The 24518-nt window shown below is 31.4% G+C and carries 18 protein-coding genes; 8 read left to right on the top strand and 10 right to left on the bottom strand.

The annotated features are described in order from the left end of the window. Positions 1 to 68 precede the first annotated feature (68 nt). The 4 genes from map to RH82_RS12965 are packed head-to-tail and all read left to right on the top strand — an operon-like array spanning position 69 to position 2275. Positions 69 to 887, top strand: coding sequence for a type I methionyl aminopeptidase (gene map, locus RH82_RS12980; RefSeq protein WP_034061358.1), 819 nt, complete (start codon positions 69 to 71; stop codon positions 885 to 887). 6 nt (positions 888 to 893) lie between these two features. Beyond that, positions 894 to 1091, top strand: coding sequence for a GldL-related protein (locus RH82_RS19270; protein ID WP_034061356.1), 198 nt, complete (start codon positions 894 to 896; stop codon positions 1089 to 1091). Between the two features lie 6 nt (positions 1092 to 1097). Then, the gene (locus RH82_RS12970; protein ID WP_034061354.1) at positions 1098 to 1883 is read left to right on the top strand and encodes a class I SAM-dependent methyltransferase; all 786 of its coding nucleotides are present in this window, start codon (positions 1098 to 1100) and stop codon (positions 1881 to 1883) included. Between the two features lie 23 nt (positions 1884 to 1906). Further along, the gene (locus RH82_RS12965) at positions 1907 to 2275 is read left to right on the top strand and encodes a DUF423 domain-containing protein (protein WP_034061353.1); all 369 of its coding nucleotides are present in this window, start codon (positions 1907 to 1909) and stop codon (positions 2273 to 2275) included. A gap of 240 nt (positions 2276 to 2515) precedes the next feature. Here RH82_RS12965 and RH82_RS12960 read toward each other — a convergent pair whose 3' ends face one another. The 7 genes from RH82_RS12960 to RH82_RS12930 all read right to left on the bottom strand — a co-directional run bounded on the left by RH82_RS12960 (position 2516) and on the right by RH82_RS12930 (position 14161). Continuing rightward, positions 2516 to 4249, bottom strand: a complete 1734-nt coding sequence (locus RH82_RS12960; protein ID WP_034061350.1) for an InlB B-repeat-containing protein — start codon at positions 4247 to 4249, stop codon at positions 2516 to 2518. Between the two features lie 186 nt (positions 4250 to 4435). Further along, entirely contained in the window at positions 4436 to 7000 is a 2565-nt protein-coding gene (locus tag RH82_RS12955) for a T9SS type A sorting domain-containing protein (RefSeq protein ID WP_034061348.1), read from the bottom strand. A gap of 137 nt (positions 7001 to 7137) precedes the next feature. Next, positions 7138 to 10002, bottom strand: a complete 2865-nt coding sequence (locus RH82_RS12950) for a sensor histidine kinase (RefSeq protein WP_034061346.1) — start codon at positions 10000 to 10002, stop codon at positions 7138 to 7140. A gap of 80 nt (positions 10003 to 10082) precedes the next feature. Next, a complete protein-coding gene (locus RH82_RS12945) occupies positions 10083 to 10835 on the bottom strand; it encodes a LytR/AlgR family response regulator transcription factor (protein ID WP_034061343.1) in 753 nt (250 codons plus the stop codon). A 1-nt stretch (position 10836) separates the two neighbouring features. Continuing rightward, a complete protein-coding gene (locus tag RH82_RS12940; RefSeq protein WP_034061341.1) occupies positions 10837 to 12699 on the bottom strand; it encodes a tetratricopeptide repeat-containing sensor histidine kinase in 1863 nt (620 codons plus the stop codon). A 99-nt stretch (positions 12700 to 12798) separates the two neighbouring features. Next, positions 12799 to 13776 carry an FAD:protein FMN transferase gene (locus tag RH82_RS12935; RefSeq protein ID WP_034061340.1) on the bottom strand — a complete coding sequence of 326 codons (978 nt, stop codon included), beginning with the start codon at positions 13774 to 13776 and terminating at the stop codon, positions 12799 to 12801. A gap of 7 nt (positions 13777 to 13783) precedes the next feature. Beyond that, a complete protein-coding gene (locus tag RH82_RS12930) occupies positions 13784 to 14161 on the bottom strand; it encodes a hypothetical protein (protein ID WP_034061338.1) in 378 nt (125 codons plus the stop codon). A 497-nt stretch (positions 14162 to 14658) separates the two neighbouring features. Between RH82_RS12930 and RH82_RS17910 the strand changes: the two genes are divergently transcribed. From RH82_RS17910 to RH82_RS17900, 4 genes are read left to right on the top strand one after another with little or no spacing between them, the layout of a single operon-like run. Then, the gene (locus RH82_RS17910) at positions 14659 to 15423 is read left to right on the top strand and encodes a DUF6090 family protein (protein WP_052158336.1); all 765 of its coding nucleotides are present in this window, start codon (positions 14659 to 14661) and stop codon (positions 15421 to 15423) included. A 36-nt stretch (positions 15424 to 15459) separates the two neighbouring features. Then, positions 15460 to 16221, top strand: coding sequence for a DUF6090 family protein (locus RH82_RS17905; RefSeq protein ID WP_052158335.1), 762 nt, complete (start codon positions 15460 to 15462; stop codon positions 16219 to 16221). Between the two features lie 37 nt (positions 16222 to 16258). Beyond that, positions 16259 to 17011, top strand: a complete 753-nt coding sequence (locus RH82_RS12910) for a DUF6090 family protein (protein WP_034061335.1) — start codon at positions 16259 to 16261, stop codon at positions 17009 to 17011. Between the two features lie 4 nt (positions 17012 to 17015). Beyond that, complete coding sequence (locus RH82_RS17900; RefSeq protein ID WP_052158334.1) at positions 17016 to 17774, top strand: DUF6090 family protein; 759 nt, start codon at positions 17016 to 17018, stop codon at positions 17772 to 17774. Between the two features lie 48 nt (positions 17775 to 17822). Here the strand turns inward: RH82_RS17900 and RH82_RS12900 are convergent, their stop codons facing one another. The 3 genes from RH82_RS12900 to nqrF all read right to left on the bottom strand — a co-directional run bounded on the left by RH82_RS12900 (position 17823) and on the right by nqrF (position 24518). Next, entirely contained in the window at positions 17823 to 18695 is an 873-nt protein-coding gene (locus RH82_RS12900; RefSeq protein ID WP_034061332.1) for a DUF4846 domain-containing protein, read from the bottom strand. A gap of 140 nt (positions 18696 to 18835) precedes the next feature. Continuing rightward, positions 18836 to 23008, bottom strand: coding sequence for a reprolysin-like metallopeptidase (locus tag RH82_RS17895; RefSeq protein WP_052158333.1), 4173 nt, complete (start codon positions 23006 to 23008; stop codon positions 18836 to 18838). A gap of 199 nt (positions 23009 to 23207) precedes the next feature. Continuing rightward, positions 23208 to 24518: an NADH:ubiquinone reductase (Na(+)-transporting) subunit F gene (gene nqrF / locus RH82_RS12890; protein ID WP_034061329.1), complete on the bottom strand. Its 1311-nt coding sequence runs from the start codon at positions 24516 to 24518 to the stop codon at positions 23208 to 23210.

Genomic DNA, 24518 nt, shown 5'->3' with positions numbered 1-24518 from the left:
CAAAAGTCATGTTTTCTGAAGAAAAATACATTTTATTTTAAGTATCTTTGCGGCAATAATTTTGAGTTATGATTATAGTAAAAACAAGAGAAGAAATAGAATTAATGCGAGAAGCTGCACTTGTGGTTTCTAAAACCTTAGGAGAAGTTGCAAAAGCCGTAAAACCTGGTGTAACAACACTTGAATTAGATAAAATTGCTGAAACTTGTATTAGAGACCAAGGTGCAATACCTGGATTTTTAGGACTGTACGATTTCCCAAACACCTTATGTATGAGTCCAAACTCGCAAGTGGTTCATGGCATACCAAATAATACACCATTGGTAGAAGGCGATATTATTTCTATAGATTGCGGATCTATTAAAAATGGATTCTACGGCGATCATGCTTATACTTTTGCTGTTGGGGAAATAGATCCTGAAACCGAAAAATTATTACAAGTCACAAAAGAATCTTTATACGCTGGAATAAAAGAATTAAAAATTGGTAATCGTGTTGGCGACGTTGGTTATGCGATACAAAAATATTGCGAAGATCGTGGTTATGGCGTTGTTAGAGAACTAGTTGGACATGGTTTAGGGCGCGTAATGCACGAAGATCCAGAAATGCCAAATTATGGCAAACGTGGTCGTGGCAAAAAATTTATTGAAGGCATGGTTGTAGCTATAGAACCGATGATTAATTTAGGAACACAACGTATAAAGCAACATAGAGACGGTTGGACTATTACTACTCAAGATGGCAAACCTAGTGCGCATTTTGAACATGATGTAGCGATATTAGATGGCAAACCTGAAATTTTATCGACTTTTGCTTATGTTTATGAAGCTTTAGGAATTATTTCTAATGAGGAAGATGAATTTAGACAAAAGGCTTTAGTGCTATAATTAATTATGAAAATAAAACATCTATTAGCATTTATTATTTTGGGTTTCATTTTTACTATTATTGGTACACTATTTAAAGTTCAACATTGGCCATATGCCAGTGAAATGTTAACAATTGGCACACTAATAAAAGTGCTTTTCGGATTACTTTTAATATGGAAGATACTTACTACGGATAAATTTAAGGAATTTTTAAATTGGTAGATTAATTTGAAAAAACTCTTTAAAATAATACTAAATATAGTCCCTAGACCTTTACTTATAAGGCTAAGCTATATTGTGCGACCTATTCTGTCTTTTTTTTTTAAAGGAAACACATACACAGATCCCATAGATGGTAAAAGTTTTAGTAGCTTTTTACCTTATGGCTACGGTACACAACGCAATAATGTTTTATCGCCTTCAACACTAAGTCTAGAGCGTCATAGACTATTCTGGTTGTATTTAAAAAACGAAACCAATTTCTTTCAACCTGAACCAGTTTCAGGTGCTTCAAAATTAAAGGTTTTACATTTTGCTCCAGAACAGTGTTTCATAAAACGCTTCAGGCAGCTTAAAAATCTTGATTATACTACTACAGATCTATTATCGCCAATTGCAGATGTAAAAGCAGATATTTGCGATCTTCCCTTTGAAGATAATAGCTATGATATTATTTTTTGTAATCATGTTTTAGAACATATTCCAGATGATACTAAAGCCATGCAAGAATTATTTCGTGTTATGAAACCTGGCGGTTTTGGTGTTTTTCAAATTCCGCAAGACTTAAGTCGTGAAGTTACTTTTGAAGACAATACGATAACCGACAAAAAAGAACGCGCAAAAATATTTGGACAATACGATCATGTGCGTGTTTATGGACGTGATTATTTTGACAAGTTACGTGCTATTGGTTTTAAAGTTGAAGAAGTTGATTATAAAGCAAATCTGTCCGAAGAAGAAATAGAAAAATACTGCCTTGGTAAGGATGAAATTATCCCTGTAGTTTATAAATAAAGCAGGCTAACTATTTATATATAATGACACAACAAATTATAATTATTACGGGTGCCTTTTTTGGAATGCTTTCAGTAATTTTTGGAGCCTTTGGAGCTCACGCCTTAAAAAAAATATTAACTAACGAACAGTTACATAGTTTTGAGGTTGGCGTAAAATACCAAATGTATCATGCCATTGTGCTATTGATTTTAGGTTTTAATTCTAATTCTATGACATCTTTAATATATTGGTGTTTTACTTTAGGTATTATATTATTTTCTTTTAGTATTTACGGCCTAATTTTATCTCAATCTAAAGGAAAAAAACTTCGCTTTTTAGGTCCTATTACTCCAATTGGTGGTTTACTTTTAGTCATTGGTTGGTTACTATTAATACTCAATGTTTATTAATACAAGTGTTTTCTATTTGTATATGTCTTACAAATAAAATGCAGAAGTTTTAAATAGCAATACTAGTCTTTCGGTATAAGCGATAATAACTTTATATCCCAAAAACTAATAGTCCTACTGTAACTATCCAAAAAAATACAACAACAAGTTCTAGTTTATCATCTTTCATGTTAATAAGTTTAAAAAAAGCCGAAATAATAGTTCTATTACCTCAGCTTTTTAGTTTGGTTAATAGCTTCTTTAATTCTTTATAAATCGTTTTGTTTGTGTTGCTCCGTTAGTATCTTCAATTTGTATTAAATATAGTCCTGCTGCAAGGTTAGACACGTTTATTGTTTTAGTATTACTCTCTAACACTTTTTGACCTTGTATATTAAATACCTCTGCTTTATTAAAGTCTTGAGACATTTTAATATTTAGAATATTTGAAACTGGATTTGGATAGATTTTAAATTCACTTTTAAGAGTTTCAAAACCTTCTACACTCAATGTAGTATTAAAAATTGCTGTAATAGACTTATCTGCATCCATAACAAGACTTAATGGATTAGCAGAACCCGAAGCATCACCACTCCAACCAACAAATTGATATCCAGCATTTGGTATTGCAGTTATTGTAAGATTTGTTCCGTAATTATAAATATACCCAATATTTCCAGGACTTACATTTACAGATCCATTTGGTGCAGAAATAGTTAACACATGTTGTATTAAACTAAAATTGGCTGTAACTGTTTTATCTGCATCCATTAAAATGGTAAATGGATTTGTTGTTCCACTCGCATCTCCACTCCAACCATCAAATTGATATCCTAAATCTGGAGTTGCAGTTAATTCGACAGAAGTAGCATCATCAAACATACCTCCATTAGCAGTAGGATTTGTAGAAATAGATCCATTTACAGCATTTATTGTTAATAAACGTTGTGGTGCTAGTGTACTAAATGTACTTTTTAACCAATTAGAATCTAAAGTCATACTACATTCTTTTCTAATATAAACATCATATTCAGTACTTGCTATCAAACCAGGAATAGTGTAAGTTGTAGCAACTATATCATTAACTTGTGTTGCATTAGCAAAAGGTTGATCTTTTATAACATAAGCAATATCGTATGTTCCTGCATCTACCCAGGACATTGCTAATGAGTTCTCGGTTGCTGTTGCTGTAAAATCATCAATTAAGGGAGCAAAACAATATCCACCGTCTAAGGCTAATGCTTCTACATCAGCATCACTAAGATATGTATTATAGAGATAAATATCGTCAATAATATCTGTATATAACCATCTACTAGCAAAAGGATCGTTAGCACTACCATTACCTAAATATTTACTAATTTCTAAAGTTTGAGTCGCCTGGTTAGCAGACTGAGCTCCAGGATAAGGTCCACCAGCGTTGTCTTGATATAAGAAACTTTCCTTATTTAAGTCTGTAAAAATATCAACATATTGATTAGTTATGCCTGTAGTTGGTGTGGATGTCATATTTGTGTTGATAACTATATGATGCCAGTCATCATCATTTATTACAGGTGTTGCATAGGTATAACTACGAATTGCTGATGTTCCATTTAAATAATTTATTTTAATTTCACCAGTAATATACACTCTTCCAAACCTCACATACACTTCATAACCAAAACCATCTTTTTTGTAAAAAATATTTTTTCTTATACTTGTAAAAGAATTATTAGAAGTTTTTACCCAAAAACTTAATGCAAATTGGTTACTAATATTAATATTACCTCTAGACATCTTAGCATTATTAACTCTAATTGCATCACTAGCACTTAGAAATCTATCATCGACATTAACCTTACTACCGGAGTTTAGTGTTAAAGCAGGAGTAGAATTTGATCCCGACAGAGTTCCGCCAGTAAACTTGTAAACACCTTGCAAATTAGTTGTTGAAATTTGAGCAAAAGTGAAACTACTTACTAAAAGCAGTATTAAAAGTATTCGTGTTTTCATAATAAAATAGTTTTAGTTTAATTATAAAACAAAGATGCAATAGAAGTAAGTTGTTTTTTGTAGTCAATTTCTGAAACTAGCGTTTCAACTTCTAAACCAAATAGAAAATATTGCTGAGATCTATAAACAGAAAAAAGGAAGTCCAAAATGGACTTCCTTTTTTTAAATAATTGATAACTAGCTTCTTTAATTCTTTATAAATCGTTTTGTTTGTGTTGCTCCGTTAGTATCTTCAATTTGTATTAAATATAGTCCTGCTGCAAGGTTAGACACGTTTATTGTTTTAGTATTACTCTCTAACACTTTTTGTCCTTGTATATTATATACTTGGGCTTTATTAAAGTCTTGAGACATTTTAATATTTAGGGTATTTGAAACTGGATTTGGATAGATTTTAAATTCGTTAATTTCAGCTTCAAAATTATCTACATCTAATGTAGAACCAAACTCGTAAGCTCCCATATCTACTGTTGTGTTGAAAATTCTATCGTTTCCAAATAAGTCTACATTAATTCCTGCAGGAATTTTAGAGTTGTCTCCTGTGTCTATTGCTGGCGAACCTGTAATTAAAGTAAAATCGGTTGTACTTGTAAACATTGGATTTGCATTACTCGTGTTTGTTAAATAAGTTAAGTTTGAAAAATTAGCTTCATCTATAGAGTTATTGACAGCTACTAAATTAACGGCTGTTGTATGACCTTGAGTTACTGCTAAACTTGTTACTCCAGAAGCATTCTCATTATCATAAAATATAGAGTTAGAAATGGTTGCATTATGTGTTCCGCTTGCTCTAGCTAAACTTAAAGTCCCTTTATTTACTAGCGCACTTTGCGTACCAATATCTATATTATTTACAAAAGTAGAGTTTACAATAGTTGTTGTAATTGTAGAACCTGATCCATTTGCTCTTAACCAGACAGAGCTTCCAGTAAAACCTAATGTACCTCCATTATTTTTAGACACATTATTTGCAAACAAGCTATTGGTTATGTTTACTGTAAGCGTTCTATTGTTTCTTGTTCCTCCATACACACCAGAAGCATAAGTTGATATATTACCATCAAAAATACAATTCTCCATATTAATTGTTCCATTAGTATCAAACCAAGCTTGTATGCTTCCTGCCACTAAACTCACATTATTTTTAATCGTGCAGTTCTTTAAATTTAAAGCATTTGCTGTTTCTAATTTACTTATGGCAGAAGCTGCATTATTTCCATTACCTCCATTTGCATGACCATCTTGAATTATAAAACCATCTAAAACAATATCATTGCCATTAATTTCTACAACATGATACGAGTTATCTGCTCTAGTTGCTGTTGCAAAATCAATTCCTGCATCATCTCCATTTAAATCACCAGATAAAATAGTTGGATTATTACCTATATTTCTTTGTGCTAAAGTAGTTTCCGTTCCATTAAACCCACCTATTACTTGTAAATTATCAACACCTAAATTAAAAGAAGCTGATCTTACTGAAGCAGAAGGCTTATAAGTTCCTGCAGTAACCCAAACATCTGTTGTAACAGATCCTGCAACATTTAATGCATCTGCTAAACTAGGCATTGCATTTACCCATGAATCTCCACTAGCATCACCGCCAGAAACATTTGCATTTACATAGTATTTAGTTAATGGAGGTTCTATTGAAAAACGTTTAACAGAAACTCTACCTCCATCTAAATAGGTAACATACATATCTCCATTAACGGGATTCATTGCCATAGATGTAAAGAAATTTGCTGTAGATGTTACTAAACCTATTGATGGTAAAACAGACCATGTTTGACCACCTACACTATATTTTTGAAATACTAGATTTTCACTAGCATCAGAAAACATTAAATACAAATTATTATCTGAGTTACTTTTTCTAAATTTTAAAATATTATTGGTATTATCTAAAGTGTTTAATGGTTGTGGTTGGACATCACTTGTATCTCCATCTCCAAAAATAATATCTGGATTTGTACCACTAACTGAACCATTATATGCAACTATATCATTACTAACAAAATAATTTGTGCCTGCAATTCCTGAAATATCTAAAGTTCTTGAAGGATAATAACCTAAAACAAATTCGTCTGCATTAGAATTATTAATTACTGTGTGCTTGCGTATATATCCTTGGAAACTTGCAAATCTCCCATAATGTTCAGAATAGAAATAATTATCGTAATCACAAAGATCTAATCGTAAATTTGGTTCTACTCTTCCATCAATTACATTCCATGTAGCAGCTGTATTATACGTTGCAAAAACAGCTTTTCTATTTGAACCAGAACCTCTTACACCTGCAATTCTAGCGTTTCCTGAAGCATTAAACTGTAATTGAATTCCATAAGAATACAATCCACTTAATAATAAAATGTTTGAACCTTCACCAACCCAAGAAGCACCATCATACCTAAAGATATCTATAGTGCTTCCTGAACCAGAACCATTTCTTTTAAGTGCTACCCAAGGTTCTTGAGTTACTGGATTTACTTTAATTGCTAAATTATTATGACCTTGAGTTGAAATAACAGCACCTACAGCAACCCAATTTGTTCCATCAAATGTTTCTACAACAACTTCATCATTAATAGGATTGTGAGACACTACGTAAGGCTGACCTGTTGTAGTATTAAAAGCTATTTCTGCTGAATCTGCAAAATTAGTAAACTGTGTTGCTCCCACTTGATTCCATGTTTGAGCAAAAGCGAAACTACTTACCATAAGTAGTATTAAAAGTATTCGTGTTTTCATAATAAAAAAGTTTAGTTATTAATTATGAAACAAAGATGCAATTGAAGTAAGCTGTTTTATGAAGTCAATTTCTGAAACTAGCGTTTCAGTTTCTAAACCAAACAATTGGTTTAGAATATTGGATAAAAAAATTTGTTTTAAGCTTTTAGTATTGGGATTTTTAAAACTATACGTGTTCCTGTAGGTTGATTATTAGTGTCTAACAAATCTATTATGCTAACACCAATTTTCTTTTCGTTTCCATAGTTTAATAAATCTAAGCGCTCTGTAGTCGCTTTTAATGCGAAGGACTTGTGGTTTGCTGCTCTTTTTTTATTTATTTCATTAGACCTTTTTCTTCCTACACCATTATCTTCTACAATACATTGTATAGCGTTGTTAGAGATTCTAGAAATTAAAATAGTAAGTTTTCGATTCTCTTTTTTATGAAACAAACCATGTTTTAGGGCATTCTCTGCATACGGTTGAATAAGCATTGTTGGTATGTTTATAGTTTCTGGATCTATAGTATTGCTAATTTCTATAGTATAGTTTAAAGAGTCTTCAAAACGCAGTTTTTCTAATTCTAAATACATATTTAGAGTATGCACTTCTTCCTCTAAAGATATTTGACCTTTACTACTATGTTCTAGATAGGTTCTAATTAAATCGGCAAATTTGCCTAAATAATCTGCTGCTAACCCTTTTTGATTACTCAAAATATACTCTTGAATAGAATTTAATGCATTAAACACAAAATGCGGATTCATTTGTGAGCGTAAGTTTTCTAACTTTAAATTTGTAAGTTCTTTATCGACTTCTAATTGTTTTAATAACTTGTTTTTTTCTGCTTCTTTTAAACGCATTTGGCGTCTATAAAACACAGAAACAATTGCTATAAAAAAGAAACCTAGAAGTATGTAAAACCATAATTTCTCCCAAAAAGGTTTGGTTACTAAAAGTGAAATTTGCTTGGTTTTAGATTCTGTTTTGTTAGCTGTAACATTTCTTATTTGAAAAGTGTAATCGCCTACTGAAAGACTATTATATTGCACATTAGTTTCACCATTTTTTGTTTCTATCCAATTATTATTCAAGCCCAATAATCTATATTCAAATTGTCCGCTTGTATTTGTTTTAAAACCAATGGCGCTATAATCTATACTTATATTTCTCGCTTCTTCTTTAAACGTATAATTAGATTTTAAATCTTGTTTTATATTATCGATATTTACTGAAGTAAAAAAAACTTCTGGTGTGTTGTAGGGCTTAAACACCTCTTTTTCGTTATAATAAATAAGATGCTCTGGACTACTAACAAATACATTATCGTCAATAATTTCTAGGCCGTTGTAATTATAAGAAACAATACCTTCGTTTTTTGTTAAGTTTTTAAAAGTGTTTTCTTTTGTATTAAAGTATTGAATCCCTTTATCTCCCGCAATCCATATATTATTATTTTTAGCTTTTATTAATCGATTGGTGTTAGATAATAACCCATTAGATTCTGTATAATGATAAATTACTTTATTGTCATTAATTCCAAACAGTCCACTTTTAAAAGAGCTACACCATATAACACCATCATTGGTTTGAGTAATTGCATTTATGTAAATAGAATTATTTTTATATTTTATTTCTACTTCTTTTAAGTCTTTATTTAATACTAATAATCCTTTTATAGTTGCAAAATATCTTAAATCATTTTTGACATCATAATATACAGTATAACCTCTTATGTCTTTTTCGTAAATATTTTTATTATTAATAGTGTTTTTTATTCTAATCTGATTTGAATAGGCGCCTATAATATAATTAGAGTTTATTTGTTTTATGTCCTTAGCAGTAGCATCAGTAGCAAACACATTTGTATTTTTTAATACTTTGTTAAATTCAAACGTACCACTATTAGTATGCACCAAGTAATTATTATTAATGTGCCTTGACAAATGAATATTGATATTATTTACAAATTTATAGGATTCTATTTTTTCTGTTGGAAAAGTGTATTTATGTAAGTGAGCGTTAGTTGTACTTATAAGTAATTCATTTTCATCTCCTTTGAAGGTGTTCTTTATCTTATTGTTGATTAATGGTATAGAAACTTGATTTATTTCAATATTAGGCACAACAAACACTCCATTATTAACCGTTGTAAACCAATAATTGGCATGCTTATCTTTAACAATATCTGTTATAAATTGATTTGGGAATAAATGTCTTTTTATTAATAGATTGTCCTTTTGGACTTCACAAACAAAAACGCCGTTTTTAGTGCAATACCATATTTTATTATCAATTACTTTAACAGATATTATTCTGGTATTAGGAAAACTATGCTGTAGCTTGTTAATTTTAGAATGAAACTTACTATTAGTACTAAAGAAAGACAATCCTTTTTTATCGTTTACATAAAACAATAAATTTTCACCAAATATTGAAGAATGAGAGTGTTGTGTTACAACTTTACTATTGGGTTTAAGAAGAATGCTACTTTTTTCAAAACTTACTAGGTTTAATTTTATTAAATTATTATTCAACCCATAGTACAATGTTTTGTTGTAAACAGCTGGTTCAATATATAAAGCTCCATTTACTTCATCTTTAAAAACAACTTTTTTGCTTTTAATATTTACTATTATTATTTTTAATTGGTTTGATAAAATCAATAGATTATTCACAAGCTTTAAACCAGGCAAACTTCCTTTATACCCTGTGCTATAGTTATTAAAAAGTGTTATTTTTTCGTCTTGTATATAAAAAACTTGGCCAGATAAATTAATAAACCAAACAGCACCATTTTCATCTTCTTTTAATTGAAAAACCGAAAGCCCAATTTGCTCTGGATGTTGAAATTTTTTATAATTAACGCCATCAAACCGAAACAAACCTTTGTCTGCTGCTAACCATATATAGCCTTTACTGTCTTCAAGAACATTGTAAAACTCGTTGTCTGGAAGCCCATCTTTTTCTGTTAGATGTATGGAAACTGGTTGTTGAGCAAACAGTAATTGTAAGCTCAATAAAAAAAACAACAGGTATAAAAAAGGTGTTTTCAATAAATAGAATTATCTAGTAAATATACAACATTGATAAAACCAATTTAGCCAATGTTACTTACAATGGTTAAAAACTCTTCCTTTTTATCATTAGAAACTGAAATTGTTTTGTCGTTTTCCATAACAATATAACCGCCATCTTTTTTTATATACTCTTTTATATAAGAGAGATTTATTAAGTGAGAACGGTGTGGACGATAAAAGGTTTTTGTTTTTTGAAGAATTTCTACAAAGAATTTTAAAGGTTTACTTACTAAAATATTTCCATCTTTAATAGTAGATACATTGGTATACATTCCATCTGCTTCTAGCATGATTATATCCTGAATATTTACAAACTTAATACCATCTGCATTTGGCAACCCTATTTTTTTAAAATTAGAATCTTGCAAGCTAGATTTTAGTTCTACAAGACGTTGATTTATTTGCGAATTACCTAAAAAAGCGATTGCTTTATCTACAGCTTCTTTTACTTGACTTGGTCTTACAGGTTTTAACAAATAATCTATAGCAGACAGTTGAAAGGCTTGAATTGCATATTCGCTATACGCAGTTGTAAAAATGATTTCGAAATTATGAACTTCTTTTTCAATAAAATTTAAAATCTCTAAACCAGAATGTTCTGGCATTTCTATATCTAAAAACACAATACTAGGCTTCTCTTTTTTAATAAGTTCCACTCCTGAAAGGAGATCTGAAGCTTCAAAAATTTCTGTGATTTTCGGGCAGTTTTCATCCACTAAAATATGTAGAACTTGTCTTGCTTTTTTCTCGTCGTCTATTATAAGTGCTTTCATTTTACTTTTTTATAATTGGGATTTTTAAAACTACTTTGGTTCCAGTTGCTTCATTATTTTCTTGTAAGTCAATAATGGTTACTCCTATTTTCTTTTCACGACCATAGTTTAACAAATCTAAACGTTCTGTTGTGGCTTTTAAAGCGAAAGATTTGTGATGGTGTGCTCTTTTTTTATTAATTTCTCGAGACCTTTCTCTTCCAATACCATTATCTACAATACTACATTCTATAATTTTATCTGAGGTTTTAGATATTGAAATATTTAGTTTTCTATTATCCTTTTTATGTAACAAACCATGTTTTAACGCATTTTCCACATAAGGCTGAATAAGCATTGTTGGAATCGTTAAAGCATCGGAATTTGCAGCTTCCTCTACTTGAAACGTATATTCTAATTGTTCCTCGAAACGTAGTTTCTCTAATTCTAAATAGAGATTTAAATTATGAACTTCTTCTGGAATAGAAATAAAACCTGTATCACTAAAATGAAGGTAATTTCTAATTAAATCTGCAAACTTTCCTAAATAATCGCTTGCCAAATTTTTCTGATTTAAAACAATATAGTCCTGAATAGAATTTAATGCATTAAAAATAAAATGTGGATTCATTTGAGCTTTCAACGCTTTTAGTTCGGAATCTCTATATTGCTTTTCAATGGCTAAACGTTTTTGTGTTTCTTGCAGTTCTATCTTTATTAAATCGGCTTTCTTTTTAGCTTTTAAACGACTAAAATAAAACAATGAAGATAGCAGAATTAAACCAGCTATAAGTAAAGAGCCTAAAAACAGGTTTCTATTTTTATCACTTTCTAATTGCGTAATTGCTACTTGTTTTTCTGCAAGTTCTTTTTCTTTTTGAACTTTTTCTGTTTCGTATTTGATTTGCATCTCTTCTATTACTGAAACTTTCTCTTTCGAAAAAATGCTATCTTTTACTTTATAATGTTCTTCAAGGTATTTGTTTGCATTTAAGTAATCATTCTTTCGCTTAAAATAATCACTTTGTTCAAGATAAGCACGACTTAAGCTTTTAAAATTATTTTGATCTTTATAAATTTTAATAGCTTCTTCATTGACGTCAAGAGCATCGCCTATTCTTCCTGTATTAGCAAATGAAACAGCTAATTCAAGATTAGAATGTGCTACGTTTGCATTCTGATTATTCTTCTTAAAGAAAGTTAAAGATTGGTTTAAATACGTTATTGCGGCTTTATAATTACGCCTCTTATTTTCTATAACTCCTAACGACGAATTTGCAATAGCTATTCCTGTTTCAAAACTAACAGATTCTGCAATTTGCTTGGCAGCTTTGTAATGAAATTCTGCATCATCATATTTTTCTACTTCCGTGTAAGCCGTTCCTAAATAAAAATGAACTTGTGCTTCAATGTTTTTATTTGGGTTCTTTTTTATTAATTCTAAATTTTCTAATTGTATTTCTATTGCCTTATTAGATTCTTCTAAATGATTATATATTCTAGCAATACTACTATTTGTGTAGATTAATCCTGCAAAATCACTTATCTCTTCTTGTATTTTTTTGGTTTTCAAAGCAAGCTCTAAAGCTTTGCCATAATTACCAGATTGCACATGAAATGAAGTTAGGTTTGTATAAGAGTCAGACAAACCTTGAGTGTAATTTATTTCTTTACTAATTATTATAGCTTCATTTAATATGGCTTCATTTTTTGATATTTCGCGAGTTGCATAATATCTAGTTAACTGATTTAAAAGGTTTACTCTTATAGTATCTCTTTTCTTATAAGTCTCTATTTGTTGTTTTATACTATCAAGGTCTTGTTCTTGAGGAAACCCAAAATGGAAAGTAATTAATAAGAGTATAGTAATAATCTTAAATTTCATGAGCAATAATCAGTTAGATGTAAATATCGTTTAATACATTTTTAATTAATGTAATAAATTTCTAAAAGGTGCTTTTGAACTTCTAAGCAAAAAAACTAATTAATCTAAAAAACCATTTAAAGCAAGTGTTTCAATTTCATTTTTAGAATTCTCAAAAATTAAATAGACTTTTAGCTCTGGATGTTTTTTTGTAAAATACTTTACTTTTTCTATTCCCATGGCTTGAAATGCAGTTGCATAACCATCGGCTAACATACAGCTATTTGCAATTACTGAAACACTTAAAATGTTCGTTTTTGTAGAATAACCAGTTTTAGAATTTATTATATGGGTGTATTTGTTACCGCTATTGTCTAGTTTAAACTTTCTGTAAGTTCCAGATGTTGCCATTGCGTTATCACGAAATTCTAAAATAGCATTTGTAGTTTGTGTACCATCAAAATTTGGGTTTTCTATACCAACAGTCCAGCCTTTTTCTTTCCTTATATTAGAGCCTTTGGCACGCAATTCGCCACCAATATCTACAATATAATGCGACACATTTCTTGATTCCAAAAAATCAGCAATAACATCTACGCCATACCCTTTTGCTATAGCATTAAAATCTATAAAAGTGTGTTCTGGTTTTTTAATGATTCGATTTACCAAGCCAACTCTATTGAAACCAACAAAACGCATTAAACTATCGACTTTAACACTATCCAAAACAGTATTGTTTTTTTCAGAACCAAAGTTCCAGGCATTTACTAATTTACCAATGGTTGGATCGAAAACACCTTCGGTCTCTCTGTATATTTGCTTTGCTGCTCCAAAAACAGTTTCAAAATGCTTGTCTACATTAATACGTTCATTTCTATTTACTTTAGAAATATCTGAATTAGCTTGATAATTTGACATCGATTTATTAATAATAAAGAACAAACTATCAAACTCTTTTTGAAAACCCGAAGTATCATTATGGTAATATTGAATAGTGTACCCTGTGCCAAAAACAGGTCCAGAAACTTTAATTAATTGTGGCTCTTTTTTACAAGACGTAACCAATAAAACTAGTAAAACAAAAATTGAATTTTTCATAAATATTTTAGTTAAAATTGGTGTCTAGCACTTGTATGCCATTATACTCAATTAAATATTCTTCGTTTAAATAAATAGGCAGGTTTTCACTTTCAGGGTTTCCTAAACCTACTCCAGCAAAAAGTACTTTTGCATCGTTTGTTCTTGCATGTTCTTTAAAAGACTCCATCCAAACTACATCGTAATTATTAGCATTATCAGGTAAAACCACAGCTTTTACAACAACGAAATAATATTGCTTTTTGGCATCCATACAAACAAATTGTGGATGTTTTTTTAGTTTGCTATTTATAGCTATAAACTCAAAACCTCTTTTTTCTAAATCTTTACCAACATGGTTCATGGCAAGGTTGTGAAGTTCTTGTGGTGTTAACGGTTTACTCATTATGCAAAAATACGAAAGCCTTTCATTAATAAAAAGAGGATTAGGTATCAAGTAAAGAAAGATAAAAACACAATCGACAACTAAAACGAAAAAGCTGTATCTTTAAAAACGCTATTAGATCATTTTTATTAATTTAAGCACTACATTTTGCACAACCAAACACGAAACATCAACCTCATCTGTTTAAAATTTTAAATAGATGGTTAAAAATTTTCCCCAAATCCGGCAACAACTGCAATCTAAAAACATAAATTCACTTGGTTATCATGGCGGGTTTTTGGGCACGTTTAACTCTTTAGACGTTGCTACTAACTCTATAATTTATTGTTTATCCATAGCTCTTATTTTAAATCATGAATTGCGTCAATTAATAATAATTTGTAACGCTATCCTTATAGATTATCAGGAAGAAGAACGCTTTGTTCGCAATAATTGTATAAGTGAAACACGAAGTTATAACATGACTAAAATAATTGAACTCTCTAAACCCACAAATAATGATTAAGTTTTTTAGAAAAATACGCCAAAACATGATTAATGAAAATAAAGCTAGTAAGTATCTACTTTATGCCATTGGCGAAATCGTACTTGTGGTTATTGGAATTCTTATTGCGCTCAACATCAATAATTACAACACATCAAATCAACAGCGTAAGAAAGAATTACATTATTTAAAAAATATTAAAACAGATTTAAAACTGAATATCGCACATTTAGACACTTATATAGCCACAAGAACAACGGCTATTAATTCTGCAAATACAGTCATTAATCATTACGAAGGAGAGCCCATAACAGACCTCAAAGTTTTTAGTATACATACGGTAAATATTTATACATGGCAGAAATTTTCTCAAATTAACAACACCTTCCAAGAGTTATTGAATTCTGGTAATTTGGCATTAATTTCAAATGATTCTATTAAAAACACGCTACTTAATATGGAATCACTTTATAAGTCCTTAAAAGACGAGGAAGCTCATTTTAGATATGATGCGGAAGTTATGCTATATGAGCCCTCTTTTGATATGATGGACATGAATCCAATTGTTCAAAATTATATGTACTACATGAGTAAAGGTGCAGCTGGTGAAAATAGAGATTTATCCGTTGACCAATTTGATGCCATGCTAAAAGACACCAAACAAAAAAATGGTTTTGTAATGGCGGTTTATGAATTTAGCGTCATGAACGAACAGTTAAAACAAATGAAAACCATGTGCGAACAGCTTATTGTTTTAATAGATAATGAGCATAAATAATAATTAAATAAGCTCCTATTTACACTAGAAATAAATATGATTAAAATTTTTAGACATATTCGTCAACGTTACATTTCCGAAGGAAAAACAAAAAAGTATTTGCTTTATGCTATTGGCGAAATAGTACTAGTAGTTATTGGGATTTTAATAGCATTATCTATTAATAATTGGAATGAAGACCGCAGAGCATCCAAGGAAGAGCTGCACATGCTCAAGGCTATAGAAATTGGTTTGGAAGCAGATTTTACGGATTTAAAATGGAACGAAAAACGTATAATATCTAGTATCGCTTCAGCCGATGTCGTTATCCATTCCTTAGAAAATAATTTACCATACAACGATTCCATACCAGATTATATTGGTGATATGATGTTTCCTGTAATTTTTGAGCATTCTACTAGCGCTTTTGAGACGCTTAAATCTAAAAGTATAAATTTGATTAAAAATGAGACCTTAAGAGATGAAATTATAAGAGTTTATGGTTCTGAATACAGTTATTTTTTGAGAAATGAGTCTTCTATTATTTTAGATGAAAATGAACGTGCCATTAGAGACTTGTTTTCTACACGATTTGAGGAATCTTACGTATATGATTTGAATGCATCTAACTCTAAACCGCGACTTAAACCTTTAAATTATGAAGTACTAAAAACCGATCAAGAGTTTTTGTACTTTGTGAAATCTTATCGAAACAGACTTAATCTATTTTTAAATTATCATTACCGGCAAAAATTACTAAAACTGGTAAAAACGCTCATAATGTCTATTGACACAGAAATTAAAAATATAGAAGCATAATACCATGATTAAAATCTTTAGAAAAATTCGCCAAAACATGATTAAAGAAAACAAAACCTCTAAGTATTTACTTTACGCCATTGGAGAAATAGTACTAGTGGTTATAGGTATTTTGATTGCGCTTGCCATAAATAATAGAAATGAAGATAGAAAGGCTAGAAAACAAGAAGTAAACTACTTAAAAAACTTGCAAACAGATATCACACTAGAATTTAAAAACAACGACAGCCTTATTAATTACAGAGCTGCGACAGCAAAATCGGCTGCACGTTTGCTAGCTTTTAAGCCACTTGAAACCGTTTTAGATGTTATCTCTCTAGAACAGCTTATTAACAGCGTTTTTCCTAGACTTAATTTTATACCAACAAATAACACCTATAAAGAGCTAGTGAGCTCTGGTAATCTAAATTATATTACTAATGATTCGATTAAAAATCATCTATTAGAGCTAGATAAAATGTATAAACAAATTAATAATATGGAGCATCATATGTATCGTGAGTATGAAGAATATCTTTATAACGTTTCTATAAAAAACATCGTAATATTTAATTCATTAGACATTCAAAAAACAGCTGATACTGGACTCTTGTCTCCTAAAGATCCATCACAAATTCCTATATCAACGGTAATTCCGGATTATAACAGATTGCTTAATATAAGTGAATTTAGAAATGGGTTAAAACTTGCGGTAACTAACAATATAGGAATAAAATATACGCATAGCGAAATGACAAATCAGCTTCAAAAACTGAATCAATTAATAGAAGATGATTTAAAAAACGATTAAAACGATGATAAAGTTCTTTAGACATATAAGAAAGTCGCTTCTTTTAGAAAACAAAACGGGTAAATATTTTAAATACGCGATTGGCGAAATAGTACTAGTAGTTATTGGAATTCTCTTTGCGCTTCAAATTAATGATTGGAGTAACACTAATAAAGAAAAGGCCGTATTAGAAAATTACTTCGTTAAAATACATGCAGAGATAACCATCACGCAACGAAGAGCGAAATGGTTTAGTGCAAAACTGGACACTCTAAATCAACATAACAATAGAAGTCTTGACATTATAAATTTAAAAAACAAAGACTCATTATATCTTTTAAAAGAAACTTTAGGCGCATTAGGGACCGCTTACAGGGCTAACTTTTCCTATCCAATAATCAATGAGTTTTTAAATGAAGGCTATTTATCGAAGGTTAAAAACGACTCTCTAAAAAACGGACTCCAGATGTTTAGCATACTATTTGAAGATTTAAATAGTTCGGACGATTATGTATTTAATCAATATACAACTGCTATAGAACCCTACTTTTATAACACTATAAATTATGCCAATGTGGTGCATGGTGGAGCCCATGCTAGTGGATTAAAAACAGTAGGACCAACTACTAATTATAACCAATTTTATAATAATTTAAAGCTTTGGAACTTACTAACCTTCAAAATTGAAAGTACAGTATCTCTAAAATGGCAGGTAGATAGATTATATCGCACCTTAGAAACTGTTGATAAAATATTAGAAAACGAGATAAAGGATAAGGATTAAATGCTCTAGAGTTTTGAAATAAAGCAATAAAATTACTGTAAACCGCTACTATTTAAAGCGTGCAAATTTAGAATCGTAAAACGTGTAGTTCGATACTGGGATTTCAGCATTCATTTTTAAATTGTACCAAGGCGAAATAGAGCTATCTTCAAGATTCTTTACCAAATGCACGCTTTGTGCTGGTGTATTACCTTGAAAAAGTAGAAATAATTTTTTTCCTTTTTTGTTTACAACCTCATCTGCAAGAATTACAATATGTCCAGGACTTCCACCTCTAATAAGCATGTCTCCTGTTTTTAAATCTTTAACCGTAGTAATCGCTTTTAACTCCAGAGACAACGATAAAGTGCCAGAATACATATAGATTAGATTAAGGTATTTGTAGAAATTCTCTTTTGTTTGGTTTGCTGAAGCGGTCTTGCTAAACGTCACTTTACTACCATTAATTTGAGGTCTATAACCTTCGGCATATTTTTTCCATGAACAATAATGGCCTGAGGTAAAATTAAAACCTATTTCACGCTTTCTATTGTTATCCCAAAGGTATTCGCTTCTTATTCTTATTAAAGCGTCTGCACACTGTTGCAAACCATTTTTAGGAACTGGTATTTCTAGAATTCCTATGTGACCTTGTTGCCAGTAATATTCACTAGCGTCGTAATTAATAATTTTACTCCCAAACGGTTTTAGTTTATAATTGCGTAAATATTCCTGAAATGATCCTTTTGGATACTCAACACGCTTATAACCTTTAGGCATTTTAACTCTTGAGCTTATGGTTAGACCGTCTTTATGTATTAGGGTTTCTTTTAAAACCACAGCTTTAGAAACATATTCTACAGTTTCTTTTACAGGTTTAAATTGAAATGCTAATGCAACTACTGAGAGGCCTAAAATAAAAACGAATACAATCTTTTTCATATTAATACAAACGTAAAAAGCCAATACTTTCGTATTGGCTTCTATTATTTTATATTTATAACAATCTCAATTCTTATTAATCATAAATATTTTTATTTGAATTTTCAGAATAATGAATTTAAAAAAACAATCCAGATAAATTAATTTTCTGGTAATTGTTCTTCTATTTGATACGTATAAAAGTTCAAAAAATTCTCTGGATGATCTATAACATTCTGAAGTACAAAAGGCGTATCAGGTTCGGTTCCTGTATACTGAGTCTTTCCGTCCATATTTATATCATGCACATTGTATCCATTCACTATGTACGTTGGTAAACCAAGAAAGTTTCCTAAATCATTTATAACTTCAGATAAAATGCTTGGAGAGTCTGGAGTGGTTCCAGAATACTGTACAATATCATCTCCATTTACATTTCCTGCCCACATTGCCACTATATTTACAGGCATACCAGAGGCTGTTTGTGCATTACTTCCAAAAGTAATTTGGTTTGTAACATCTGTAAAATCTACCGTAGCTACATTTGAATTTCTTAATAAAATGGGATTAGCTGTCATAATCCCTAAGTGATTTCGATGTTTAATGGCTACATAATAATTAGCCGATGGCACATTAAAAATTAAAGATGAAATACCGTTTGTATTTACTACATCTCCATCTCTTTGTAATAAAGCAGATTGTGAAACAACAACAGTTGTGTTATTATTAGCATCTCTTAGCTCTACTTGAACCCAATCCACAATAGCATCGTTTCCAGTTACAGTAAATACCGAAGCATTACATATTGTAGCATCATAAGGACTCGTAGTGGAAATCATTGTACGTATATCATCACGCATTAATCCTCCAGTGCTATTTAATAAAGCGCCTTGTAAATATACTTTAGGAGCAACTGCTGTTCTAAAGGCATCTTCTGGACCAAAATAATAGACACCAGAAACACCTGTAAATAATCCTGTTAAAGCTACATCTGAACCGTATGCTGAAACTGTTACCGGTACAATATCATTACTACCTTCTCTCTTTGCAAATAAATTATTTCTGGATAATAGAGTAGTGCCTTCCCAACCTGAAATTTCTGCTTCAGTGAAATAAAAGGTTAATTCCGTTACCGTATTTGTTGTCGTATTAGTTGGTGTAATTGTAAAAGACTTCTCTGTTACAAAAGCTGGAGAAATACTGCCATTGTATTCTTGCGCTCCAAGACCTTCTCTAACTACATTGGCATCGATACAACCATAATCGAAACCATTAATATTATTATAGTTTAAGATGAGATCACCACTTATTGCATCAAAAGCATAAGCAGAGCCAATAGCTTGTAAATTTATTGAGTTTGGAGTCATTGTGTTTTCGGCCGTCTGAACAGCTAAATAGCCTACTTCACTAGTAATAACAAAATTATCAATTATTAATCCTTGCGCCCAACCACCTTCATCTCCGTATAGAAATGAGAAATTTGTTGTTTCATTTGCTCCTGGTGTATAGCTAAAACTTGTAGTTGTAAACGGCACCGTACTAGCAGCTGTTGAACCAGTTCCTGTAGCCGTTATTGGGAGATTTGATGCAATTAACCATGTCGCTCCTCCATCTGATGAAAGTTCCAATCTTGCAGTATCACCCACATATTGATTATCAAAAGCATAATCGAAAGAAATAGTGTATTCTTTGCCACCAGTTAAGGCAATACCAATTGAGGCGATACGTTCAGCATCCATATTACAGTTACAACTATCATCATTAACAAAAGCATAGTTAGTTGTATTAGATTGGTTCGAATTGAAGAAACCAGCATCAGGAAATCCTGCATTATTAGTAATAGCAAAATTTGAGGTTCCATTACCTGAAACTGTCCAATTTGATAATCCAGATTCAAAATCATCTGAGAATATTGTACTTATTGCCCCAGATGATAAAGGATCAAAATCATCATTAGTTATAATAAACGTATACGAGTTGGACCCAACTACTGCATTTCCTCCATTTGGACTAACAGAAAAATCTATTGTTATTGTTTCATCAGTTTCAGCAAAAGAATCATTATAAATTCTAAGCCTTAAATCTTGAGAATCGGTGATACCTTGATCAAAAGTAACAGTTGGAGTCAAAATATCATAATCCACTCCAATTGAAGCGTCTCCAGCAGGTATCGCAAAAGTAACTAAAGCACTTTCACTAGGTCCTTGACCTATTGTTAAAGGTACTAGAATATCTGTATAATCACAATCTGATCCTTCAATAATATTTCCAAAAGTTGTTGCATAAGATATTGTTGGTGCTACTGAACCCGAAATATTAATTACTGCTGTATTTATATTAAAGAAAATGTTCCCACTTCCTTTTACCATTATACGACAGTTCGCAGATTCTCCATTAGGCACTAGAATATTATGTGAACCATCATTAGTTACAGCTGTAGCTAATACTGTTGGATAAGTTAAACCGCCATCTGTAGATAATAATATATCTACATTAGCAGCATTTACTGGTGCTGCGTTAGTACTTGCAACATCCCAAGTAATGGTCTGTATACTTCCTTGTTGCCAAACTGAATTTGTGTTTTGAGAACTTACAGTAAATGGTCCGGCAGCAGTAACCCAATTCACAGACATATCTGCAAAATCACTAGCTCCTCCTAAATTTCTATTATCTCTAACCGTTAATCTAAAATCCGCACTTCTAGCTACTGTAGGTATTTTTTCCCATAACGTACCATTTACACCACTTGCTATCAAATCTGACATTTTCGGAAAAGTTCTTTCGGATGAACTACTTGGGCTATATGATCTAAATAAAGGGTTATTATTATTGGTTCCTGTTGCACTAGGAAAACCTCCTCCTTGTCCATTTCTTTCATCATATTGCTCCCAGCAATAGGTTAAAACATCTCCTCCATCCAAATCAGTTGCAGATCCAGATAATATAAAAGGAGTTCCAATAGGTAATGTATAATTAGAACCGGCATTTGCGACAGGCACATTATTTCCAGTAGCTGTTTCATCATCACAAGTTCTTGATGCCACATGAGCTGTTACTTGTTGAATAGATATTGCATGAAAATAAGGATCTGAATTTTGTTGTACATTAGTAGCTCCTGTAATACCGGCATAACCCATTATAGTACTTCCGCTTCCAGGCTCAATTTGAGCAATACCACTTCCTTCTGATTGATGAGAGAAAGTATGGTTAGCTCCAAACTGATGACCTAATTCGTGAGCAACATAATCTATGTCAAAAGTATCTCCTTCTGGGATACCATCGGCTGGAGAAGTATAACCACTACCTTTACCACCATTATGCGCTGCAGAATCACACACACAACCAATACAACCTGCATTACCACCGCCGCCAGCATGACCAAATAAATGACCTATATCGTAATTTGCTTCACCAATTACTGTCGTTAATACATCATCCTGCAATTCTACCTGCCAATTAACAGCAAACCATGGTGAGCCTCCATATGACGAATGGTAATTTTGACCAGTAGACACTGGTGAGTATGGGTCTGTATTTGCACTAGTATAGACGATTGCATCGTTGCCAGGAATAAGAACTAGAGTAACATTAAAATCACTTTCAAACACACCATTAACCCTAGTTATTGTTGCCACCATAGCTGCATTAGCAGACGCTTTTGTACCTCCATGATAGGCAGTATATTCTCCAGTAACTGATAAAGCCAAATCAAATGTATGTAAAGTTCCATTTGCTGAACTAAATTGACCTAAAGAAGTTGATGATTTTATAGTACTCTCTAATTCACCCGTTGTATTGCATAAAAATGCATTGTCCCCTTTTTTTCTATCTGATCTTTTAAAAATTTCGATTTGAGAAACATCTCCTTTTTTAGGTTCAATTATTATTGTTTTATTTTCCTCTCCAGAAATTACAATTCCAGATAATCCTTTATATGGAGATAAACTAAAACGCAAACGAGATGTTGGAGAATCAATACCATATCCAACATAAGATCTTATTTCTGGATATTTAGCTTGTAATCCTGGAGCCATTACAGATGCTTCTTTCACCCTATACTTTTCCATTTCACCATTTAGATTAGGCAACTGGATAATAATATCCGATCTGCCTTTAAAAGAACTTCTATTTGGTGCAGCTTTTAATATATTCTGTAGCTCTTTAATATCAATTTCATAAAGTGAGCCTATTGTTGAAGCGTTTTTTTTAATAGCCTTAAGCCATAAATTTTTTGAATCTGCAGTTCTATTCTGAGAAAAACTTTGAGAAACAAAAAACAACAAACTAAATAGTAATATTAGGTTTAAAAAACCTTTTAAGGTAGTTTTACTCATAAAAACAGAAGAATTTGTTAAACATATAATTCCAAAAATAGTCTTTTATCGTAAAAACAGTGCATTTAATCGGGTTTATTAACGAGAAAAAGATGTAAAAAGGTCGACAACCACCTTGATATATATTAACATCTAATAACAAAACAAAAAAGCCAAAACAAAATGTTCTGGCTTTTTTTTAAAAATATGATGTTATAGATTATCCTCCAAAATCATCAAAACGTATATTCTCGTCGTCAATACCAAAATCTTCGCCCATTTTCTGAACCGCTTGATTCATTAATGGTGGTCCACAGAAGTATAATTCTATATCTTCTGGTGTCTCATGTTTAGATAAATATTGATCGATTACTACTTGATGAATAAACCCTGTAAAACCATCGCCAGGAGAATCTATATCTTCTTTCACCTTCCAATTATCTTGTTCCATAGGCTCAGATAGTGCCAAATAGAATTTGAAATTTGGGAAATCCTTTTCTAATGCTCTAAAATAATGTATGTAAAATAATTCTGCTTTAGAACGCCCTCCATACCAATAGGTTACTTTTCTTCCTGTACTTAAGGTTCTAAACAACTCGTATAAATGAGATCGCATTGGCGCCATACCTGCACCACCACCAACATATAACATTTCAGAATCCGATTCATTTATAAAAAATTCACCATAAGGTCCAGAGATTGTTACTTTATCTCCTACTTTTTGATTAAAAATATACGACGAAGCTACACCAGGATTAACATCCATCCAACCGCCTTTAGCGCGATCAAACGGTGGTGTTGCCACACGCACATTAAGCATTATTTTTCTGCCTTCAGCAGGATAAGAAGCCATAGAATATGCACGTTCAACAAGCTCGTTATTTTTCATAACTAAAGGCCATAAACCAAACTTTTCCCAATCTGCTTTAAACTTATCTGGTTCTCCTGGATGATCTTCAGGATGTGCAGAAACATCCATATCTTGGAAGTTTATTGTACATTCCGGAATTTCAATCTGGATATATCCACCAGCCTTATATCCCATATCTTGAGGGATTTCGACAACAAATTCTTTAATAAAAGTGGCGACATTATAATTTGAAACTACGGTTGCTTCCCATTTTTTAATACCAAAAACTTCTTCTGGAATTGTAATTTCCATATCCTGCTTCACTTTTACTTGACAAGATAAACGTACACCATGTGCCAATTCTTTTCTTGAAAAGTGTGGTGTTTCCGTTGGTAGCGCTTCACCACCACCAGATAATACGTGACATTCGCATTGAACACACGTTCCACCACCACCACATGCAGATGGTAAAAATATTTTATTACCTCCTAACGTAGCCAATAATGTGCTACCTGAAGCGACTTCTATTTCGCGTTCACCATTAATTAAGATCTTTACTGGACCTGATGGTGATAATTTTTGTTTCACAAATAATAACAAACTTATTAGTGCTAACGCTATAATTAAAAACGCCACTACTGTTGTTAATACTGTTGCTCCTGTTCCTGCTGCTAAAATCAT

This window comes from Lacinutrix jangbogonensis, from assembly GCF_000797445.1.
Taxonomy (GTDB): Bacteria; Bacteroidota; Bacteroidia; order Flavobacteriales; family Flavobacteriaceae; genus Lacinutrix; species Lacinutrix jangbogonensis.
Note: the sequence above shows the minus strand (reverse complement) of the source record. Positions and strands in the feature narration are given on the sequence as shown.

Excerpts from the sequence above, each read along its gene's own strand:
- map (WP_034061358.1), top strand. The coding sequence starts at position 69 with ATGATTATAGTAAAAACAAGAGAAGAAATAGAATTAATGCGAGAAGCT.
- RH82_RS19270 (WP_034061356.1), top strand. The coding sequence starts at position 894 with ATGAAAATAAAACATCTATTAGCATTTATTATTTTGGGTTTCATTTTT.
- RH82_RS12965 (WP_034061353.1), top strand. The coding sequence starts at position 1,907 with ATGACACAACAAATTATAATTATTACGGGTGCCTTTTTTGGAATGCTT.
- RH82_RS12960 (WP_034061350.1), bottom strand. The coding sequence starts at position 4,249 with ATGAAAACACGAATACTTTTAATACTGCTTTTAGTAAGTAGTTTCACT.
- RH82_RS12955 (WP_034061348.1), bottom strand. The coding sequence starts at position 7,000 with ATGAAAACACGAATACTTTTAATACTACTTATGGTAAGTAGTTTCGCT.
- RH82_RS12945 (WP_034061343.1), bottom strand. The coding sequence starts at position 10,835 with ATGAAAGCACTTATAATAGACGACGAGAAAAAAGCAAGACAAGTTCTA.
- RH82_RS12940 (WP_034061341.1), bottom strand. The coding sequence starts at position 12,699 with ATGAAATTTAAGATTATTACTATACTCTTATTAATTACTTTCCATTTT.
- RH82_RS12935 (WP_034061340.1), bottom strand. The coding sequence starts at position 13,776 with ATGAAAAATTCAATTTTTGTTTTACTAGTTTTATTGGTTACGTCTTGT.
- RH82_RS12930 (WP_034061338.1), bottom strand. The coding sequence starts at position 14,161 with ATGAGTAAACCGTTAACACCACAAGAACTTCACAACCTTGCCATGAAC.
- RH82_RS17910 (WP_052158336.1), top strand. The coding sequence starts at position 14,659 with ATGATTAAGTTTTTTAGAAAAATACGCCAAAACATGATTAATGAAAAT.
- RH82_RS17905 (WP_052158335.1), top strand. The coding sequence starts at position 15,460 with ATGATTAAAATTTTTAGACATATTCGTCAACGTTACATTTCCGAAGGA.
- RH82_RS12910 (WP_034061335.1), top strand. The coding sequence starts at position 16,259 with ATGATTAAAGAAAACAAAACCTCTAAGTATTTACTTTACGCCATTGGA.
- RH82_RS17900 (WP_052158334.1), top strand. The coding sequence starts at position 17,016 with ATGATAAAGTTCTTTAGACATATAAGAAAGTCGCTTCTTTTAGAAAAC.
- RH82_RS12900 (WP_034061332.1), bottom strand. The coding sequence starts at position 18,695 with ATGAAAAAGATTGTATTCGTTTTTATTTTAGGCCTCTCAGTAGTTGCA.
- RH82_RS17895 (WP_052158333.1), bottom strand. The coding sequence starts at position 23,008 with ATGAGTAAAACTACCTTAAAAGGTTTTTTAAACCTAATATTACTATTT.
- nqrF (WP_034061329.1), bottom strand. The coding sequence starts at position 24,518 with ATGATTTTAGCAGCAGGAACAGGAGCAACAGTATTAACAACAGTAGTG.